Raw genomic sequence first — 14,369 nt, forward strand, 5'->3', positions numbered from 1 at the left:
GCTGACAAGCACGGCAAATGGTTTCATTTGTTCCCATCCTCGTCCACCGGGCGCGGCTCGCTGATCCATGCCATGGCTTCATCCAGCTGCGCGTTGTGAAACAGCTTGAACTCCGCCGGCACGGCAAAACCCATGGCCGCCGCCGTCACCCGCAACCACTGCACATCGGTGACCAGCGCCGCCCGATCCCAGCCGCTGAAATGACGAAAGCCCAGCTGCACGTCTTCCCATACGGCGCCGGGATCGAAGCCGGTGAACTCGGGACCGACGTGATAAAGCAGCCGCAGTTTCCGGTTGATCGCGAACGCCGCCTCGATGTCCGGCACGAGCACTTGCGAGTAATCGGTCGCGGTGACCTGCCCGCTCGCGCGAAACCCCAACGCGCCTGCGGGTAAACCTGGGATCTGTTCGATCATGATCGACATCCTGTGGCCTATGGACGTCTGTATCTCAAAAGCTTTGTTACGGAGGCGTCATCGAAGCAACAAGACTGCCGCGCGCCGTGGATAGGCAACGATGGCGACAGTCTTGTTTACGCGACGTCAGGGTCTAGTGCGCGGCCTTCGCGTGCGCCGCCAGCCAGGGCGCCAACGGAATCTGCCAGATGTTGTATTTGCCGTTGTCCCAGTCCGCACGCACCGTGCCGGGCGCGATATCCACCATGCGGTCGCTGGCGAAATAAAGCGTCTGATGGTCAGGACTCAGGCGTGCCTCGGCATCGGAACCCGCGCTGTTCACGCCGTTGCCGAGATGGATCGGCGTGCCCCATTCGCCGTTGTCGCGAAACACGATGAACAAATCGATCCCGCGCGCCGGCGAACGGCTTGAGCCGAACACCACGAAGGATTCATCGGGCGCCACTGCCGGATCGACATCGGTGACGTGGCCATCGCTGAAGGGCAAGGCCTGCGGCTCCTCGTAGCCATTGCGGTGCCAGGCCGCGCGAAACAGCCGGAAATGCTTGGGGTCAGCCGCCGGATGCATGAAATAGAGCGAGCCGTCGGCGGCCACGCTGGGCGCAAACGTCGAGTCGCTGCCATTCACCACGTCGGGCAAGCGCACGGGCGCGCTCCACTTGCCGTTGTCCCACGTCACCTTCCACAGATTGCCGCCGCGTTCGGGGAAACTGCGCCCCATGAGGAATCCATCCAGCGGCTTGCCGTGCGGCGTCTTCGGTCGATTGGAGATAAAGACGAGGAAACGCCCATCCGGCGACATGGCCGGTTCCATGTCGCTCCATTGCCCCGAGAACGGCGCAGTGACCGGCGTCGACCAACGCCCCTGCGCGAGATGACTGACCAGAATGGTCGAATTCGTACCTTCGCTGCGCGTGAAATACACGGTGCGTCCGTCCGGCGTGAACGCCGGCGCGCTGTCGTGCAGGGGCCCCGAGATCACGCCGGGGGCGAAGACGGTGGGCGTGACATCCTGTGCGACGACATTCGCACCTAGCAAAGCGAACACAGCAGCGAATGCGTAGCGGAACATTCCGATCCCCCGAGAGAAGTGCCGGATGCTAGCGCCCCTGCAAGCGCGGGCAAAGTGTGCTTAGTCTTCCGGTTCCGTTTTCCGGCTGACGCGGCGCTTGCGCGGCGGTGCCGCCTCGGCCGCAGCGATCAGGCTTTGCAGATACGCAATGCCTTCCTCTTCCGGGAAGAAAGCCACCACGTCGGCCACGCTCAAGCGGTGCCGCTCGCGCAAAGCCAGAAACTCGCGACGGGCGCGATCCATCGGCTTCTCATTGGCATCGTGGCGACGCGCCTGTTGTTCCTTGTCCAGAGCGGCCAGTTCTTCCTGGAACTGCCGAAAAGCGTCTTTTTGGATGGCCATCGCAAAAGTGAGTCGCGGCGATGCGGGGCCGGCATTGTCGCACGTCATTTCATGCGAGAGGGAACTTGCGTCGCCGCGCGATCGCCATCTACCGGCCGCCATGCGATAGCGCTGTCATGAGAGCGTCATGGCCCTCGATTCCTAGGAATTTCATAAGAATTACGTTCGCCAAAATCCGCGTTTGCTTTAACCGCGCATCAACGACCGGCTCGATAGGCTGAACTTCCCACGCGACAACCACCAGGAGTGCATATGGATCCGATGACCCTTGATGCGCCGATTGCCAGCGCGGAACATGACGCCCGCCGCGTATCGCCCGAGCCCGCCGAGGGCTATGTACTGGACCCCTGGTCGGGCCTTTACACGGAAACCGAGGCAACCTATCGAAGCCGGGTCCAATCCTCCCCGACGCTGATTGCCTGACACGAAAAACCCCGCCGCAGCGGGGTTCTTTCTATCCCTCGGGAAATTCCCGGTATTGCGGCAGGTCGTCGGTGATCTCGAACCACGGCGCCTTCGAGCCCACGAATATGTGCTTATTGGGCCGAATGGCCGGCGCATCCACCAGCGTCCCCATCGCCACGTGCACAAAGGCGCCCTCGCGCACCACCGAATAAAGCAGCGAGCCGCAGGCCGCGCAATGCGCATCGTGCCCCTCGGGCTCACCCACGATCAACAGGCCGCCTGCGCCCTGCACCACCGTCAGCTTCTCCCGCTCGATGCCCGCGAACGGCTTGAACGCCGAGCCCGTGGTCCGGCGACATTGCGAACAATGGCAGTTGGCGGCGTATACAAAGGCGTCCTGCACCTGGTAACGCACCGCGCCGCAATAACACTGGCCCATCAATCGCCGGTCGTCGTGCCCGCTTCCCATGGCGCCTTCTCCTCGCCGTTGCGCTGGGCCGATCTTAGCCGAGCCATACCGGGCCGTACTGACGCCCCGCGGTGCAATGGGTCAGTTACTGCCCCAGCGGGTCAGCATGTGCGCGAATCCCACGCAGCATGATCTCGGCCTGGATATGCCCTGCAATGGCCGCCTCGTCGGCGGCACGGCCGTCCAGCGTATCCAGCAGGGTGGCGAACCCATACAGCCAGGCCCGCCAATACACCGCCTCGCCGCGCTCGAAGACCTCGCAGAAGACCTCGACGGGCTCGCCCTCTGCATCAATCAATGTGAAATTCATTTCCATGGCAGCAACCACTTGTTGGAGCACAGCCGTACCCAACCGCGAGACAAGGCGGCACTTTGGAAATACGGAATTCCGTGCGGGGACTAAGTTGTTGTTTCTGACTTGGAGAGAATCAAGGAGCGTGCCAGCGGGCGCTGCCGGGCACTATGGCTTATGGCCAAGATGAAGAGGCCCGCTGCAAGGCGGGCCTATCGTTATTTCATTGGAACGCTTTTTTAAGCGCGCTGGACGCTCGATGCGAAGTCGGCAATATCCCGATTCAGCTGAAACTTATGAGTGAAATAGAGCCCATGCGGCGCATCCTTGTAGATTACCAGGCGAGCATTTTCGAATAGATCGCAAGCCGGCTTGGAGGTCACCTCCAGCGGAATCGAAGCATCGGCATCGCCATGGATAAACAGCATCGGCGTCGCGATGCCCACCAACTCCGGTCGGAAGTCCGTGGTCGCCTGGATATCGGCCAGCTCGATCGCAGCCTGATACGTCGCCTGATTCATCATGGCAAGCGTGGCATCGATGATTCCGCGCGAACCTTGATGCGCAAAATAAGCCTGCGACCTGCGTTCGGCCCAACCGGAGAAATCGTCTTTCAACTCCGTCTCGTTGGCGAGCAACCACTCACTGGGAATGCCGGAAGGATTGTCATCCGTCTTGATAAGGAACGGAATGGCCGCCGGAGCAAGCATGAGAACGCCAGAGATTCGCTTGTCGCCATGACGTGTCAGATAGCGCACGATCTCCGCGCTGGAGAACGAGTGGGCAACCACCACGACATCACGCAGATCCAGCGCCTCGATCAACGCCGCCAGATCATCTGCCAAGGTGTCGTAGTCATAACCACACCCCGGATCGCTCGACAGCCCGTGCCCGCGCCGATCATAGGCAACGCACCGAAATCCTTGCGCCGCCAGCGGATGCATCTGATAGCCCCACATCGCCGAGTTGAGCGTCCAGCCCGAGAGAAACAGGAGCGGCCTGCCCCTGCCCCAATCGCGGTAGAACAGCTCGGTGCCGTCGGCGGTGGTGATGTAGTTGGGGCGTGCGGCTGTGGTTTCGACGTGGCGAGGGGCGATGGCGTGTGCGTGGACCATGATCATTTTCCGGTGGCATTGAGTGCGGTCGTTGGGTGCGCTCAATGTCAGTGAAGAGTGGTGGGGGCTCAATTACGTGGGAGGTAATCAAAAACCGGATATGAAAAATTCCGGGGCATTTAGTCGCCTTAGCTCAGGAAGCCCTCAATGCAACGTGATACGCAACACAATGTTTGACGCATCCTCTCTCTCTCCTAAGAGCTACACCCTTCATCCAAATTGACGCCAGTGAGCGACGACGCGCACCGTTCCATCCGCGCAGCTTGCCTGTGCAGCTATGTGCACGTTTCACGCTGATCGAGGCGAAGGACTGGTCGCAAATAGTTGCGACAAAGAAGCAAAACACTTGCCTCGCTTCAGGGAATACATCTGATCAATCGCCTTCTTGCCAGCGACAGCAAGAGGCCAGAACGTTGCGTCGCATTCACATCTAAGGAGAGAAGTGCAATGGGCAAGAATCGTTACTTCAAGACATGGGGTCTGGCCTTCGTATTGGCCGGCAGCTTGTTAGCCACCGCTACCGCATCAGCCGCGTCCTTTGTCACCGCAACACAAGTCGTCACCATTCCGGCGGGAAGCTACCCGTCCACCATCACTGCGACATGCCCCGCCGGCTACACCGTTACAGGCGGCGGCTTTCAGGAGCTCAACCAGGTTGCAAACAATGGCGGCGGATTCGATCCAGCCACTCTTGCGACGAATCCGTCGGGATATGCATGGCTCTCCACGTTTTACTTCATGGTCTACTCAAGCGCGCCGACTGCCACGGGGGACGGCTGGACCGTCACGGGTCAAGTCATGCCTATAGCCCCCGCCACGGTGACCGTCTACGCGCGCTGCATGATGTAACAAGAATCCCGAAGTCGCTGCTCAGGGCGTTGGCGGTGAGAGAGTAGTCACCAAAAAACGGGGTTAGGTTCATTTCTATCGTTAGCCTTCAATCCGAGAAGTAAACCTGGCCCCGTTCCCAGCAGTAAACTCCCTATCGACATCCATCCGGCCGAAGGGAGCGCCGTACGCTTCGATTCGCATGAACAACAGCCGCGAAAAATCCAGCGACGACTGGATTCGACTTTCCCGTGATCCCGATACAGGGATCGAGACCGTGCATGCGCACTTTCGCGGTCACGCGTATGACCCGCACGACCACGACGAAGTGCTCGTGGGGGTGACGCAGCAGGGAGTTCAGCAATTTCGATGTCACCGGACCACCCACCGGAGCACCGAAGGGCGAGTCATGCTGATCGAGCCCGGCGCGGTTCACGATGGCTACGCTCCGCAAGAGTTCGGCTTTACCTACGCCATGCTTTATCTGCCGCAGCGTTGGCTAGCGTCCATGGCCGGTCGGCTTGATTCGGTGGACGCTTCGGGCATGGGCTCTGCTTTCCGAAAGACGGTGGCCACGGATGACAAGCTGCGGGACACGATCCAGAACGCTTTTCTCGCGCTTCATTTCAAAGAGGCCAAGCTGGCTCGCGATCAATGCCTGGACGAACTGGTTCGGCGGCTCTCCATGCACACAAGCCCGATCGTCACACCGGCATCGAATTCGCCCGAACAGGTTCTCCTCGCCCGCGATTTCCTCCACGACCAGATGGCCCGCGACATTGGACTGGACGAATTGGCCGTGCACTCCGGTATCGACCGCTTCCGCCTGACCCGTCAGTTCAAGCGCATGTTCGGCCTATCGCCGCATGCCTACCTGGTGCGATTGCGATTACGCGTGGCCCGCGCGTTGCTGGCCAACGGCGGGACACCCAGTCAGGTCGCGCTGGACGTGGGATTCGCCGACCAGAGCCATATGGGACGCTGGTTCCAGCGAGCGTATCGCTTGTCGCCCGCGGTCTATCAAAGCCAATGCACAAATGTTCTAGATCGCCCGCCAACGCCTTGAAGAACATGCCCGTCTCAATGCGTGGAAGGAGAATGGCATGTTCGATACGAAAGTCGCCCTCATCGTTCGCGATGACCTGGCGAGCTGGCAGCGACTCAACGTGGCTGCCTTTTTGGCGACAGGCATCGCCGCTGCGGCGCCCGACGCCTTGGGCCTGCCCTATCTCGATGCCGCCGGCACCGTCTACGGAAACATGCTCGGCCAACCCATTTTGATTTTCCAGGCAGACATGCAAGGCCTTCAGTCTGCTCACAGAACAGCGGTACAAGGACACCTGACAATCATTCCCTATGTCTTCTCGATGTTCTCCACCGGACACGACGAGGCGAACCGGCAGGCTTTTCTCGCCGAGGATCCTGGCAACTTGAACCTGGTGGGTCTGGCGCTGCGTGGCCCGAAAAAGGCGGTGGATAAAGCCATCAAAGGCCTGTCGCTTCATCCTTGAAGTCGTTGCGAACCACCGCAAGCGATCTCGCATTGCGGGCGCAAAGCATCAGGCGAGCGGCAGAAGGTCGACTTTGCAACTGATAAGTGGCTCCGCCCAAGCCATCTGACCTTGTGAGCGCAGCCATCGGCGTTGCGAGAAAACGAGGCTACCCAGAAAAACCTTCCTCTCCCTTTACCTCAGCGCGCTCCTGCATGCCCGAGCACATTCGAGCAACGGGCTGCCAAAAATTGGCGGACAACATGGGGAAGAACCCATATGCGTAATTTTTTGCGTAGCCGTTGCGATCGCCTCAATTTGGTTCCCCCCCTAAGGGAGAGAGCCCAGATCATGGCCGATGCTGCTTTAGAGCACACGGCACGCCAACCTGCGGCGCTCGCCCCCAATCAGGACTGGGGAGATGGTTGCTGCAAAGCCTCTGCGCCTTCCTATCCGGGCGAGCACCGGATTTAGACGTCTAAATAAACAACGAAAATTGTTACAAACCGGTGACCGCACGACAGCCAAAGTTTCGCGTCTAAATGCGTGTAGACGTCACATTTTCAGTTGGGCCGGGTTGTTCATCGTTCTGGCGATGGCTATCGTCTTCGCCGCGCAGGGTACTTGGCATCAACGGGATCTCTAGCTCACGCGCCTTGGCAGCGGATTGCTCCGTGCAAAGAACGATCGACACGCATTCAAGGTCTTTGCTCCATGGCCGATAGCAGGTAGCCGTCAATCTTTCCTTCGCACAGAAAATGGTGACTCTGCGTCAGCTTCGGTATTCCAAGTTGGTTGCATTTGCAACGAACAACTCGCACCACCTTTTTCTTGGCCAAATTCTTGAGTGCTAGGGGGCATATGAGAATTTATCGGAACACTCGTCGGCAGGCGGGCTTTACGTTGATCGAATTGATGATCGTCGTAGCCATCCTCGGGATCTTGGCAGCGATTGCGATACCGGCTTATCAGAATTACGTGATTCGTGCTCAGGTGATGGAAGGCTTTTCGTTGGCCGAAGGTCTGGAGCCCGCAATCACCGAGTACTACTACAGCACAGGCGAATTCCCCACTCAGGAAGGTCAGGCGGGCCTGATGAGCTCCAACGCTTATGCCGGCAAGTACGTTGGCCATGTAGATGCACTTTCGCGGCCCGGTAACATTCTGGTGCACTTCGACGACACCGATGGGCAACATGCCAACACCGCCATCGCCGGCTCTCAGCTGGGATTTGCCGCGGTAGTCACCAATGGCTCGATCCAATGGGTGTGTACTGACCGCAACATCAATGGCATCCCACTTCAATATCTGCCTCAGACCTGTCGCTGATGTAAAGCTGAGGTCGGAATGGACTTTGTGCCGCAAAATCAGACATGCGCTGCACTGCAGATTCCGTCAGAAGAAAAAAGTGCACTCTGACCACAGTTTCGCTGAGAGCGCGCGCTGCCTTCATATCATCTAAGGGAATGGTGCTGACATTCGGTCGGCCTTGCGCCGTCACGCACCGCCTCGCCCAGGTGGACACCCATCTCGCCGATCCCTGACAGACGATGCCAACCCTGCTTGCTACGGTCAGCCAGTCACTCGCGCTGTCGTATTGCACGGCCTCGCGAGTGACCATGACCACCAGGTCATGAGGCGCGGGCCGTGAGTGCGCGAACACCCACGACCCGCTAACCATCACCAACTGATTGAGAGTTGATATGGCTACCCGCGATCATACGGTACGCATTCGCTCGTCCGTTCCCCCTGACGACACCCTCGCTCCTCCATCTGGCGACCCGCCATCCACGGTGGCGGCATGGCCCGAAACCCTGCGCAACGGCACTCGCGGTGACATCGCCCTGGCGGTGCTCGCCCTCACGCGCCTGCGTCTCGACAGCGAGCAATGTCGCCACGCACAGGCGCGGGGATTCCCCGGCAGACCGCTGCCATGGCCGCTTCCCGTGGCTGTCACCGCCAGCCTGGGCACGGCCATCCACTGCCTGCAGCAGTACGCCCGCCTGCTCGGTGACGAGCCTCGAGTGAACACAACACGCCTCCGATGATCGCCGTTACGGCGCATCGGCCGGCATGGCGATGCGCCGCTCTCGGGCGATCACCGACGAAGCTGCCAAGCATTCACTGACACGGAGCGCTGTAAGCGCCTATCCGCTGTGCGGCCGTGTCCGACAGGGAGAAACCACCATGGAACTGATCCAGCTCACCCCGCATTCGGAAGTGGACCCCTCGCAACCGCTGCGAGCCCCCGGCGATATCCTGCTGCACGCCTACCTGATCCCCAGCGCACTCAACCCCGCCCAACTCGCCCGCCGCTCCGGCATCCCCTCCGATCACATCAAAGCCTTCATCGCTGACACCCACCCCATCACTCCCAGAAACGCCCTCCGCCTTTCCCTCATCTTCGACACCACCGCCTTTTATTGGCTGGCACTTCAGGCGCGCTATGATCTGGAGAAAGCGAAGCCTGTGGTCCGCGCTTATCGTCCGCTTGTTGATTAAGCGATGAGATAAACGGGACGGAGTGGATCACCCCTGATTTCTCGGACACCTAAAAGCGAGGACAATCCTCGCATGGAGGTGTCCGATAAATCAGGGGTGATCCAGGTTCACTTCCATCATTGGGCTTAATCTGAGAAGTAAAACTCCAGAAAACGGGCCGGAGGTAGTTAAGCAGTTTTCTAACCAGCTGAGCCCAAGGAACGAGGAGATGATTTGCCCTCTGCCCTGCGCTTTCGACTGCCCGGACTAGCCGTCGTTTTGATTACTGGCACCATTGCGGCATTAACTCCTTGAGGCGTTGACCACTAACTACGATGGCAGCGTACTCACCTATGGAGCTTCTTCCCCAGGCCAGGCTTCGGGATGAAGACAAACGCTTTACCTTCACGGAACTGCTCCATCAAACCGGCATCAACCAAGCCAAGAAGATCCGCGCGCGCGGTCTGGTAGGACGTGTCGTGAGTTCTACGATGCACTTCGATCGTGAAAGGTTTCTCTGGATTCTTAAGCGCATTGAGCAAGAGTGCTCTTTGCCTGTGATTGAGTTGCCTTGCTAACTTACTACCTGGTTTTAGAAGGGCAGCAGCATCCGCTTGCTCGCGCTGCTTACGTAAGATGTACTGATGAACTCCATCAATCGCCTCCAACAACACATCAAGCTGATGGGAAATGAAATAAGTTGTGTCGCTAGCATCCGTCTCGGTATAGAGGTACGAACGAACATATTGAGCGGGCGCGCTCTTAAGAATCTTCGAAATTGACAAATATTCAGCCATCCAGAAGCCGGAACGAAGCATCGACCAGTAGAAGAGAGTACGCGCGGTGCGTCCGTTGCCATCAACAAATGGATGGTCGTAACCAATCTGAAAATGAATGATGATTGCGCGAACGACTGGGTGAATGAAATGTTCGGAGTCATCTGCTTGATTGGCGAAGTCACAGAGAGCCTGTAAACGCGCCGGCAATTCATAAGCAAGCGGTGGGACATGTAAAACATTTCCGACCTCGTCCTCAACGACGATATCCTCGCCTTCACGGCGCAGTCGTCCCGCGCAACCTTCATCCTCAAGAGTTCCGTGTGTGAGCATACGATGCATCTCAAAGATTGCTTCCGGAGTCAGCGGTTGCTGCCTCCACTCTTTGAGCTCTCTCATCGCCAAATAGTTGTTCCAGATCATGCGCTCGCCATAGTCACGAGGTTCGCGACCACTACGTAACATGTCCTTCGCGACCTGCGTTGTCGTGGAGGCGCCTTCTAGCTGCGAGGAGGTCATCGCTTCCTCCATGAGTGATCGCACTAGGTAGCGCTCACGCATGGCATCCGATTGCGCACTATCCTGCCCTCTTAGGGCGCCTGCGGCATCACGTGCCACTAAGAACAATCGCCGCTGGATGCTGTCCGTTAACACGGCCGAGAATCGCGTGCCGGATTTGTCGTTTAGGGGGAGCTCGCGGCGAAGTGAAACACGAGCCCACTTGATACCGAGCCACCATTGTTCATGCGTCAAACCTTCGGGTGGCGTCAGATACCTCAAATGATCCCAGTGCTCGTACCGACCCTTCACCTCCGGCCCGAGATGGCGCGATAGGATCATCACGAAGGAATTGCCATTCCGCTCGATCAAGGTTTCCCAGGCCGGGGGGGCAACTGGAAGCTTCATCAGACTCCCCTATTTTTTTTCTACTAATTGATATGCAATTTAGTAGAAAGCTGATAGCTAACGCCAGCCCCTTCGCAAATATTAAATTTAGGTGAAATCCCCGGGTCAGAGTGCGCCTTTTCCAGAACCAGCGCACGCGAGCGCATGTACTGGCGCAGGGTAAGTTGCGCCCCACCGCCCTCACGCAATCACTCGAACGCCGAACCGTTCTCTCTCGGTCTCGTTGACAGGCTCCCAGTGATCGCTAGCCAGTTCGAAAAACACATCGGGCACCTCCATCGCGTAGGTCGGCCCTTTCTCCCGATTGCGTTGCCGCACCCGTTCCCTTCGCACATCGCGTGGCGCATCGAGCAGATAGATCGTCAGTTCGTATCCAGCGCTTTCGACCAATGCGTAGAACCGCTCACGGCTGGCGCGCTCGACCAGCCCGAGTTCAAGGATAACGTCGTGGCCCGCGCCGAGAATGTCCAGGGACGTTGCCCATATCTGGCTTAGGCAACGCTCTTTCCTTTCTGCGTACCAGTGCATCAGACCTTCGACGGGATGATCCGGGCTATACAGCCGCACGAACCACGCATCGAGTATCAAGCTGGGCGCTGCATGCTCCTTGCTGAGCTTTGCAACAAAGGTGGATTTGCCCGCTCCAACAGGCCCTTCGACCAAGTGAACCTTTGCCATGACGAATGCACTCCTTGGATTCGATGCCTGAAACGCGCGCACAAAAAAACCGCCGATTGGCGGTTTCTCTGTTCTTTTCCGATACCGACGCATCTGCATCGCTATCTTCGATTGGTGCCCAAGGGGGGACTCGAACCCCCACGCCTTACGGCGCTACCACCTCAAGGTAGTGCGTCTACCAATTCCGCCACCTGGGCAGGTGTCTTGCTTAGTTTTTCTTTGCCGGGTCCGTCGCGGCCGGTACGTCGCCTGCCGACTTGGCCGGGGCCGTGGCGGCGGGAACGTCGCCCTGGGCCGGCTTGGTGGCCTGCGGGATTTCCGCGTTGGCCGGAGCGGCGGGCTGCGCATTCTGCGTTGCGGCCGGCTTGTTGGCAAGACCGGACATCACACCCAGATCGCTGCCGTTTTCGGACTGCGGCTTGCCGTTGTGGCCCAGGTACATACCCATGCCAAGGCTGAGTGCGAAGAACAGCGCAGCCAACACCGCCGTGGAACGGGTGAGGAAGCTGGCCGAACCCCGTGCACCGAACACGGTAGCCGAGGCGCCGCCACCGAAACCCGAGCCTGCGTCGGCGCCAGCGCCGCGCTGCATCAGGATCAGCACGATCATCGCCGCGGCGATCAGAATGTAGAAGACGCTGAAGATGACGAACATGGTTCTGTTTAAGAGTCCGTAGCGCTTAATGCGCCGCAGCGCAGATTCCCAGGAAATCGGCCGATGCCAGTGAGGCGCCTCCGATCAGTCCACCATCCACGTCTGCTTGCGCGAACAATTCCGCAGCATTCGCCGCTTTGACGCTGCCGCCATAAAGCAGCCGAGTCAGACGGGCAATCATAGCATCTTCTTTTTCCAGTTGGCTACGGATGAACGCATGCACGTGCTGGGCCTGCTCCGGCGTGGCGGAATGGCCCGTGCCAATGGCCCAGAGCGGTTCGTAGGCAATCACGGCGGTATCGAAACTGCCGATGCCATTGAGATCGAGCACGGCCTTGAGCTGGCGCGCCACGACCTCTTCGGTCTCGCCGGCCTGGCGCTGGGCCAGCGTTTCACCCAGGCAGAGAATGGGGGTGAGGCCGCCGGCGCGGGCGGCGGCGAATTTGCGGGCCACCTGGGCGCAGGTTTCGCCGTGGTACTGGCGGCGCTCGGAATGCCCCACGATGGTCCATTGCGCGCCGATGTCAGCGAGCATGGCGGCGGACACTTCACCGGTATACGCGCCCTGCCCCTCGTGCTCGCTCACGTCCTGGCCGCCAAAACCCAGGCCGGAACCGGCATGCTGGCTCGCCAGCTCGCCGAGGTACGGGAACGGCGGCATCACCACCACGTCGATGGCGGTCGGCAAGGCCGCAACGATGTCGCTGACCAGAGCTGTCGCCATGCTGCGGCTACCATGCATCTTCCAGTTGCCGGCGACGAGTTTCTTGCGCATGCGCGTGTTCCATCTGCGTATAAACAGCGAAGCTTACCGATCGACCATGCCACTGGCAACGCAGTGAAGACAAACCATTGCCGTTGTGGAAAAAATCGGAAGGACCACAAGGAGACCACTTTTATGCCACCAGCCCGCCCACTCAGCCTGGTCACCGGCGCCTCCGCCGGCATTGGCGCCGCCTTCGCGCGTGAACTTGCGGCCCGCGGCCACGATCTGGTGCTCACGGCCCGGCGCGTTGAACGGCTTGAAGCGCTGGCACAAGCGTTACGCGACCAGCATAAGGCCAGTGTGACGGTGCTCCCGGCTGATCTGGCCGACCCGGCCGCGGTGCCCCAACTGTGCGAGGCGCTGGAAGCACGTGGACTTAGGGTGGACTGGCTGATCAACAACGCCGGCTATGGCGTGCCCGGTACGTTCGAGGCGGTGGATTGGCCGGTGCACGAGGCCTTTATCCGCGTCCTGATGACCGCTCCGGCCGAACTGGCCTGGTGCCTGCTGCCGGGTATGCGCGAGCGCGGCTACGGCCGCATCGTCAATGTGGCGTCGCTGGCGGGGCATGTGCCGGGTTCGGCGGGCCATACGCTGTATGCGGCGAGCAAGGCCTACCTGATCAAGTTCTCGCAATCGTTGGCGCTGGAGAACCGCCATCTCGGCGTGAATGTATGCGCGCTCTGCCCGGGCTTCACGTGGTCGGAATTCCATGACGTCACCGGCTCGCGCGAGCTGATGAACAAGCTGCCCGGTTTCATGTGGCAGACCGCGGAAGACGTGGTGCGCGAAGGCTACGAGGCGGTGGAACGCGGCGACATCGTGCGCGTCACTGGCGGCGTGAATCGCTTCATCAAGACGATGATGAAGCTGTTGCCGGATCGTTTGACGCTGTGGCTGTCGGCGCGCGAATCGAAGCGCTACCGGGTGCTTGAAGAAGCTTGATGACTGACGTGCTGCGGCGTGCAATGCAGGGTGTCGCCCACTACGTAGCTGTCGCCCTTGAGCACTTCCCAGTCGATGCGTAGGCCCTGATTGGCTTCATGCGCGTAGATGAAATGCTGCGCTGGTTTTACTTCCGGAGCGGAGGTCCAGACGAGGCGACCGTCTTTCCAGCCCTCCGAAGAGAACACGCGGGCGCCGCCGAAGTTGTCGAGGATGGTGGCGTTGTAGCGGGTGTTCTTTGCGTCGTAGCCCCAGGCTTCCAGTGCGTGGTACATCGCCGGGGGTGAGGTGTCGTCGTGGTGTTTGACGAGTGCCTTGCCGTTTAGGTCGAACTCGAAGCGCAGGGTGGAGTCGATGGTCTTGCCTGCGGCGGGGAAGATACCGTGGCAGGTCCACTCGCCGGTTAGGGCGGCGAAGTCGTGGAAGGCTTCGTCAGGGGCGGCCACGGCATGGCTGCTTGCCAGAGCGATGATGGGCAGGAGCACCAGGGAACGCATGGACGAATCTCCGCGGGCGAAGCGCTGAGACTAGTCCTGCGCCGTTGCGGGGGAATCGACCGGAAGTCATGGAGGGTGGGCTCAAAACCGGCCCGGCTGATTTTTTGTGGGAGCGCACTTGTGCGCGACAACCTGACGGAGCGGTGCACTCGGGCGCCCGCGTCGCGCACAAGTGCGCTCCCACAGAAAAGCTGGTTGGTTGGCGCGTTGGGATATCGAAGAGAAACGTTGCCGCG

Annotated in this window: 19 protein-coding genes and 1 tRNA gene; 8 read left to right on the forward strand and 12 right to left on the reverse strand. The window is 59.7% G+C overall.

All coding sequences use genetic code 11. From position 1 onward, the window contains the following. Nucleotides 1-23: 23 nt before the first annotated feature. The 3 genes from ACN9MB_RS12155 to ACN9MB_RS12165 all read right to left on the reverse strand — a co-directional run bounded on the left by ACN9MB_RS12155 (nucleotide 24) and on the right by ACN9MB_RS12165 (nucleotide 1,830). Complete coding sequence (locus ACN9MB_RS12155) at nucleotides 24-416, reverse strand: STAS/SEC14 domain-containing protein (RefSeq protein WP_426269011.1); 393 nt, start codon at nucleotides 414-416, stop codon at nucleotides 24-26. Nucleotides 417-549: 133 nt separating this feature from the next. Next, nucleotides 550-1,488: a TolB family protein gene (locus ACN9MB_RS12160; RefSeq protein ID WP_426269012.1), complete on the reverse strand. Its 939-nt coding sequence runs from the start codon at nucleotides 1,486-1,488 to the stop codon at nucleotides 550-552. A 60-nt stretch (nucleotides 1,489-1,548) separates the two neighbouring features. Next, complete coding sequence (locus ACN9MB_RS12165) at nucleotides 1,549-1,830, reverse strand: 2-hydroxyacyl-CoA dehydratase (RefSeq protein WP_426269013.1); 282 nt, start codon at nucleotides 1,828-1,830, stop codon at nucleotides 1,549-1,551. A 252-nt stretch (nucleotides 1,831-2,082) separates the two neighbouring features. Here ACN9MB_RS12165 and ACN9MB_RS12170 point away from each other — a divergent pair, with 252 nt between their 5' ends. Continuing rightward, on the forward strand, nucleotides 2,083-2,253 hold the full coding sequence (locus ACN9MB_RS12170; protein ID WP_204636390.1) for a hypothetical protein: 171 nt from the start codon (nucleotides 2,083-2,085) through the stop codon (nucleotides 2,251-2,253). A gap of 31 nt (nucleotides 2,254-2,284) precedes the next feature. Here ACN9MB_RS12170 and ACN9MB_RS12175 read toward each other — a convergent pair whose 3' ends face one another. The 3 genes from ACN9MB_RS12175 to ACN9MB_RS12185 form a co-directional block, all read right to left on the reverse strand. Next, nucleotides 2,285-2,704, reverse strand: coding sequence for a GFA family protein (locus tag ACN9MB_RS12175; protein WP_426269015.1), 420 nt, complete (start codon nucleotides 2,702-2,704; stop codon nucleotides 2,285-2,287). 85 nt (nucleotides 2,705-2,789) lie between these two features. After that, nucleotides 2,790-3,020 carry a hypothetical protein gene (locus ACN9MB_RS12180; RefSeq protein WP_204636389.1) on the reverse strand — a complete coding sequence of 77 codons (231 nt, stop codon included), beginning with the start codon at nucleotides 3,018-3,020 and terminating at the stop codon, nucleotides 2,790-2,792. Between the two features lie 215 nt (nucleotides 3,021-3,235). After that, complete coding sequence (locus ACN9MB_RS12185) at nucleotides 3,236-4,111, reverse strand: alpha/beta fold hydrolase (protein WP_426269016.1); 876 nt, start codon at nucleotides 4,109-4,111, stop codon at nucleotides 3,236-3,238. A gap of 447 nt (nucleotides 4,112-4,558) precedes the next feature. Here ACN9MB_RS12185 and ACN9MB_RS12190 point away from each other — a divergent pair, with 447 nt between their 5' ends. From ACN9MB_RS12190 to ACN9MB_RS12215, 6 genes are all read left to right on the forward strand, one after another. After that, entirely contained in the window at nucleotides 4,559-4,960 is a 402-nt protein-coding gene (locus ACN9MB_RS12190; protein WP_426269017.1) for a hypothetical protein, read from the forward strand. 181 nt (nucleotides 4,961-5,141) lie between these two features. Then, complete coding sequence (locus ACN9MB_RS12195; protein WP_426269019.1) at nucleotides 5,142-6,005, forward strand: AraC family ligand binding domain-containing protein; 864 nt, start codon at nucleotides 5,142-5,144, stop codon at nucleotides 6,003-6,005. 37 nt (nucleotides 6,006-6,042) lie between these two features. After that, complete coding sequence (locus tag ACN9MB_RS12200; protein ID WP_426269020.1) at nucleotides 6,043-6,450, forward strand: DUF2000 family protein; 408 nt, start codon at nucleotides 6,043-6,045, stop codon at nucleotides 6,448-6,450. Nucleotides 6,451-7,344: 894 nt separating this feature from the next. Then, complete coding sequence (locus tag ACN9MB_RS12205; protein ID WP_426269022.1) at nucleotides 7,345-7,758, forward strand: pilin; 414 nt, start codon at nucleotides 7,345-7,347, stop codon at nucleotides 7,756-7,758. Between the two features lie 374 nt (nucleotides 7,759-8,132). Then, nucleotides 8,133-8,477: a hypothetical protein gene (locus tag ACN9MB_RS12210; RefSeq protein WP_426269023.1), complete on the forward strand. Its 345-nt coding sequence runs from the start codon at nucleotides 8,133-8,135 to the stop codon at nucleotides 8,475-8,477. Between the two features lie 139 nt (nucleotides 8,478-8,616). Continuing rightward, nucleotides 8,617-8,931, forward strand: coding sequence for a HigA family addiction module antitoxin (locus tag ACN9MB_RS12215; protein ID WP_426269025.1), 315 nt, complete (start codon nucleotides 8,617-8,619; stop codon nucleotides 8,929-8,931). Nucleotides 8,932-9,257: 326 nt separating this feature from the next. On the opposite strand, the gene ACN9MB_RS12220 is transcribed toward ACN9MB_RS12215, so the two are convergent. The 5 genes from ACN9MB_RS12220 to tpiA all read right to left on the reverse strand — a co-directional run bounded on the left by ACN9MB_RS12220 (nucleotide 9,258) and on the right by tpiA (nucleotide 12,700). Then, the gene (locus tag ACN9MB_RS12220; protein WP_426269026.1) at nucleotides 9,258-10,592 is read right to left on the reverse strand and encodes a Fic family protein; all 1,335 of its coding nucleotides are present in this window, start codon (nucleotides 10,590-10,592) and stop codon (nucleotides 9,258-9,260) included. A gap of 180 nt (nucleotides 10,593-10,772) precedes the next feature. Continuing rightward, complete coding sequence (locus tag ACN9MB_RS12225) at nucleotides 10,773-11,270, reverse strand: AAA family ATPase (protein ID WP_426269028.1); 498 nt, start codon at nucleotides 11,268-11,270, stop codon at nucleotides 10,773-10,775. Between the two features lie 112 nt (nucleotides 11,271-11,382). Then, nucleotides 11,383-11,467, reverse strand: a tRNA-Leu gene (locus ACN9MB_RS12230). A gap of 11 nt (nucleotides 11,468-11,478) precedes the next feature. Next, nucleotides 11,479-11,925: a preprotein translocase subunit SecG gene (secG, locus tag ACN9MB_RS12235; RefSeq protein WP_204636374.1), complete on the reverse strand. Its 447-nt coding sequence runs from the start codon at nucleotides 11,923-11,925 to the stop codon at nucleotides 11,479-11,481. Nucleotides 11,926-11,950: 25 nt separating this feature from the next. Next, the gene (gene tpiA, locus ACN9MB_RS12240) at nucleotides 11,951-12,700 is read right to left on the reverse strand and encodes a triose-phosphate isomerase (RefSeq protein ID WP_204636373.1); all 750 of its coding nucleotides are present in this window, start codon (nucleotides 12,698-12,700) and stop codon (nucleotides 11,951-11,953) included. A gap of 123 nt (nucleotides 12,701-12,823) precedes the next feature. Between tpiA and ACN9MB_RS12245 the strand changes: the two genes are divergently transcribed. Next, on the forward strand, nucleotides 12,824-13,636 hold the full coding sequence (locus ACN9MB_RS12245; RefSeq protein ID WP_426269029.1) for an SDR family NAD(P)-dependent oxidoreductase: 813 nt from the start codon (nucleotides 12,824-12,826) through the stop codon (nucleotides 13,634-13,636). On the opposite strand, the gene ACN9MB_RS12250 is transcribed toward ACN9MB_RS12245, so the two are convergent. After that, nucleotides 13,612-14,133, reverse strand: a complete 522-nt coding sequence (locus ACN9MB_RS12250; protein WP_426269031.1) for a hypothetical protein — start codon at nucleotides 14,131-14,133, stop codon at nucleotides 13,612-13,614. The genes ACN9MB_RS12245 and ACN9MB_RS12250 overlap by 25 nt on opposite strands. Nucleotides 14,134-14,369: the final 236 nt, after the last annotated feature.

The organism is Dyella kyungheensis (assembly GCF_049913195.1).
In the GTDB taxonomy this organism is placed as follows: Bacteria; Pseudomonadota; Gammaproteobacteria; order Xanthomonadales; family Rhodanobacteraceae; genus Dyella; species Dyella kyungheensis.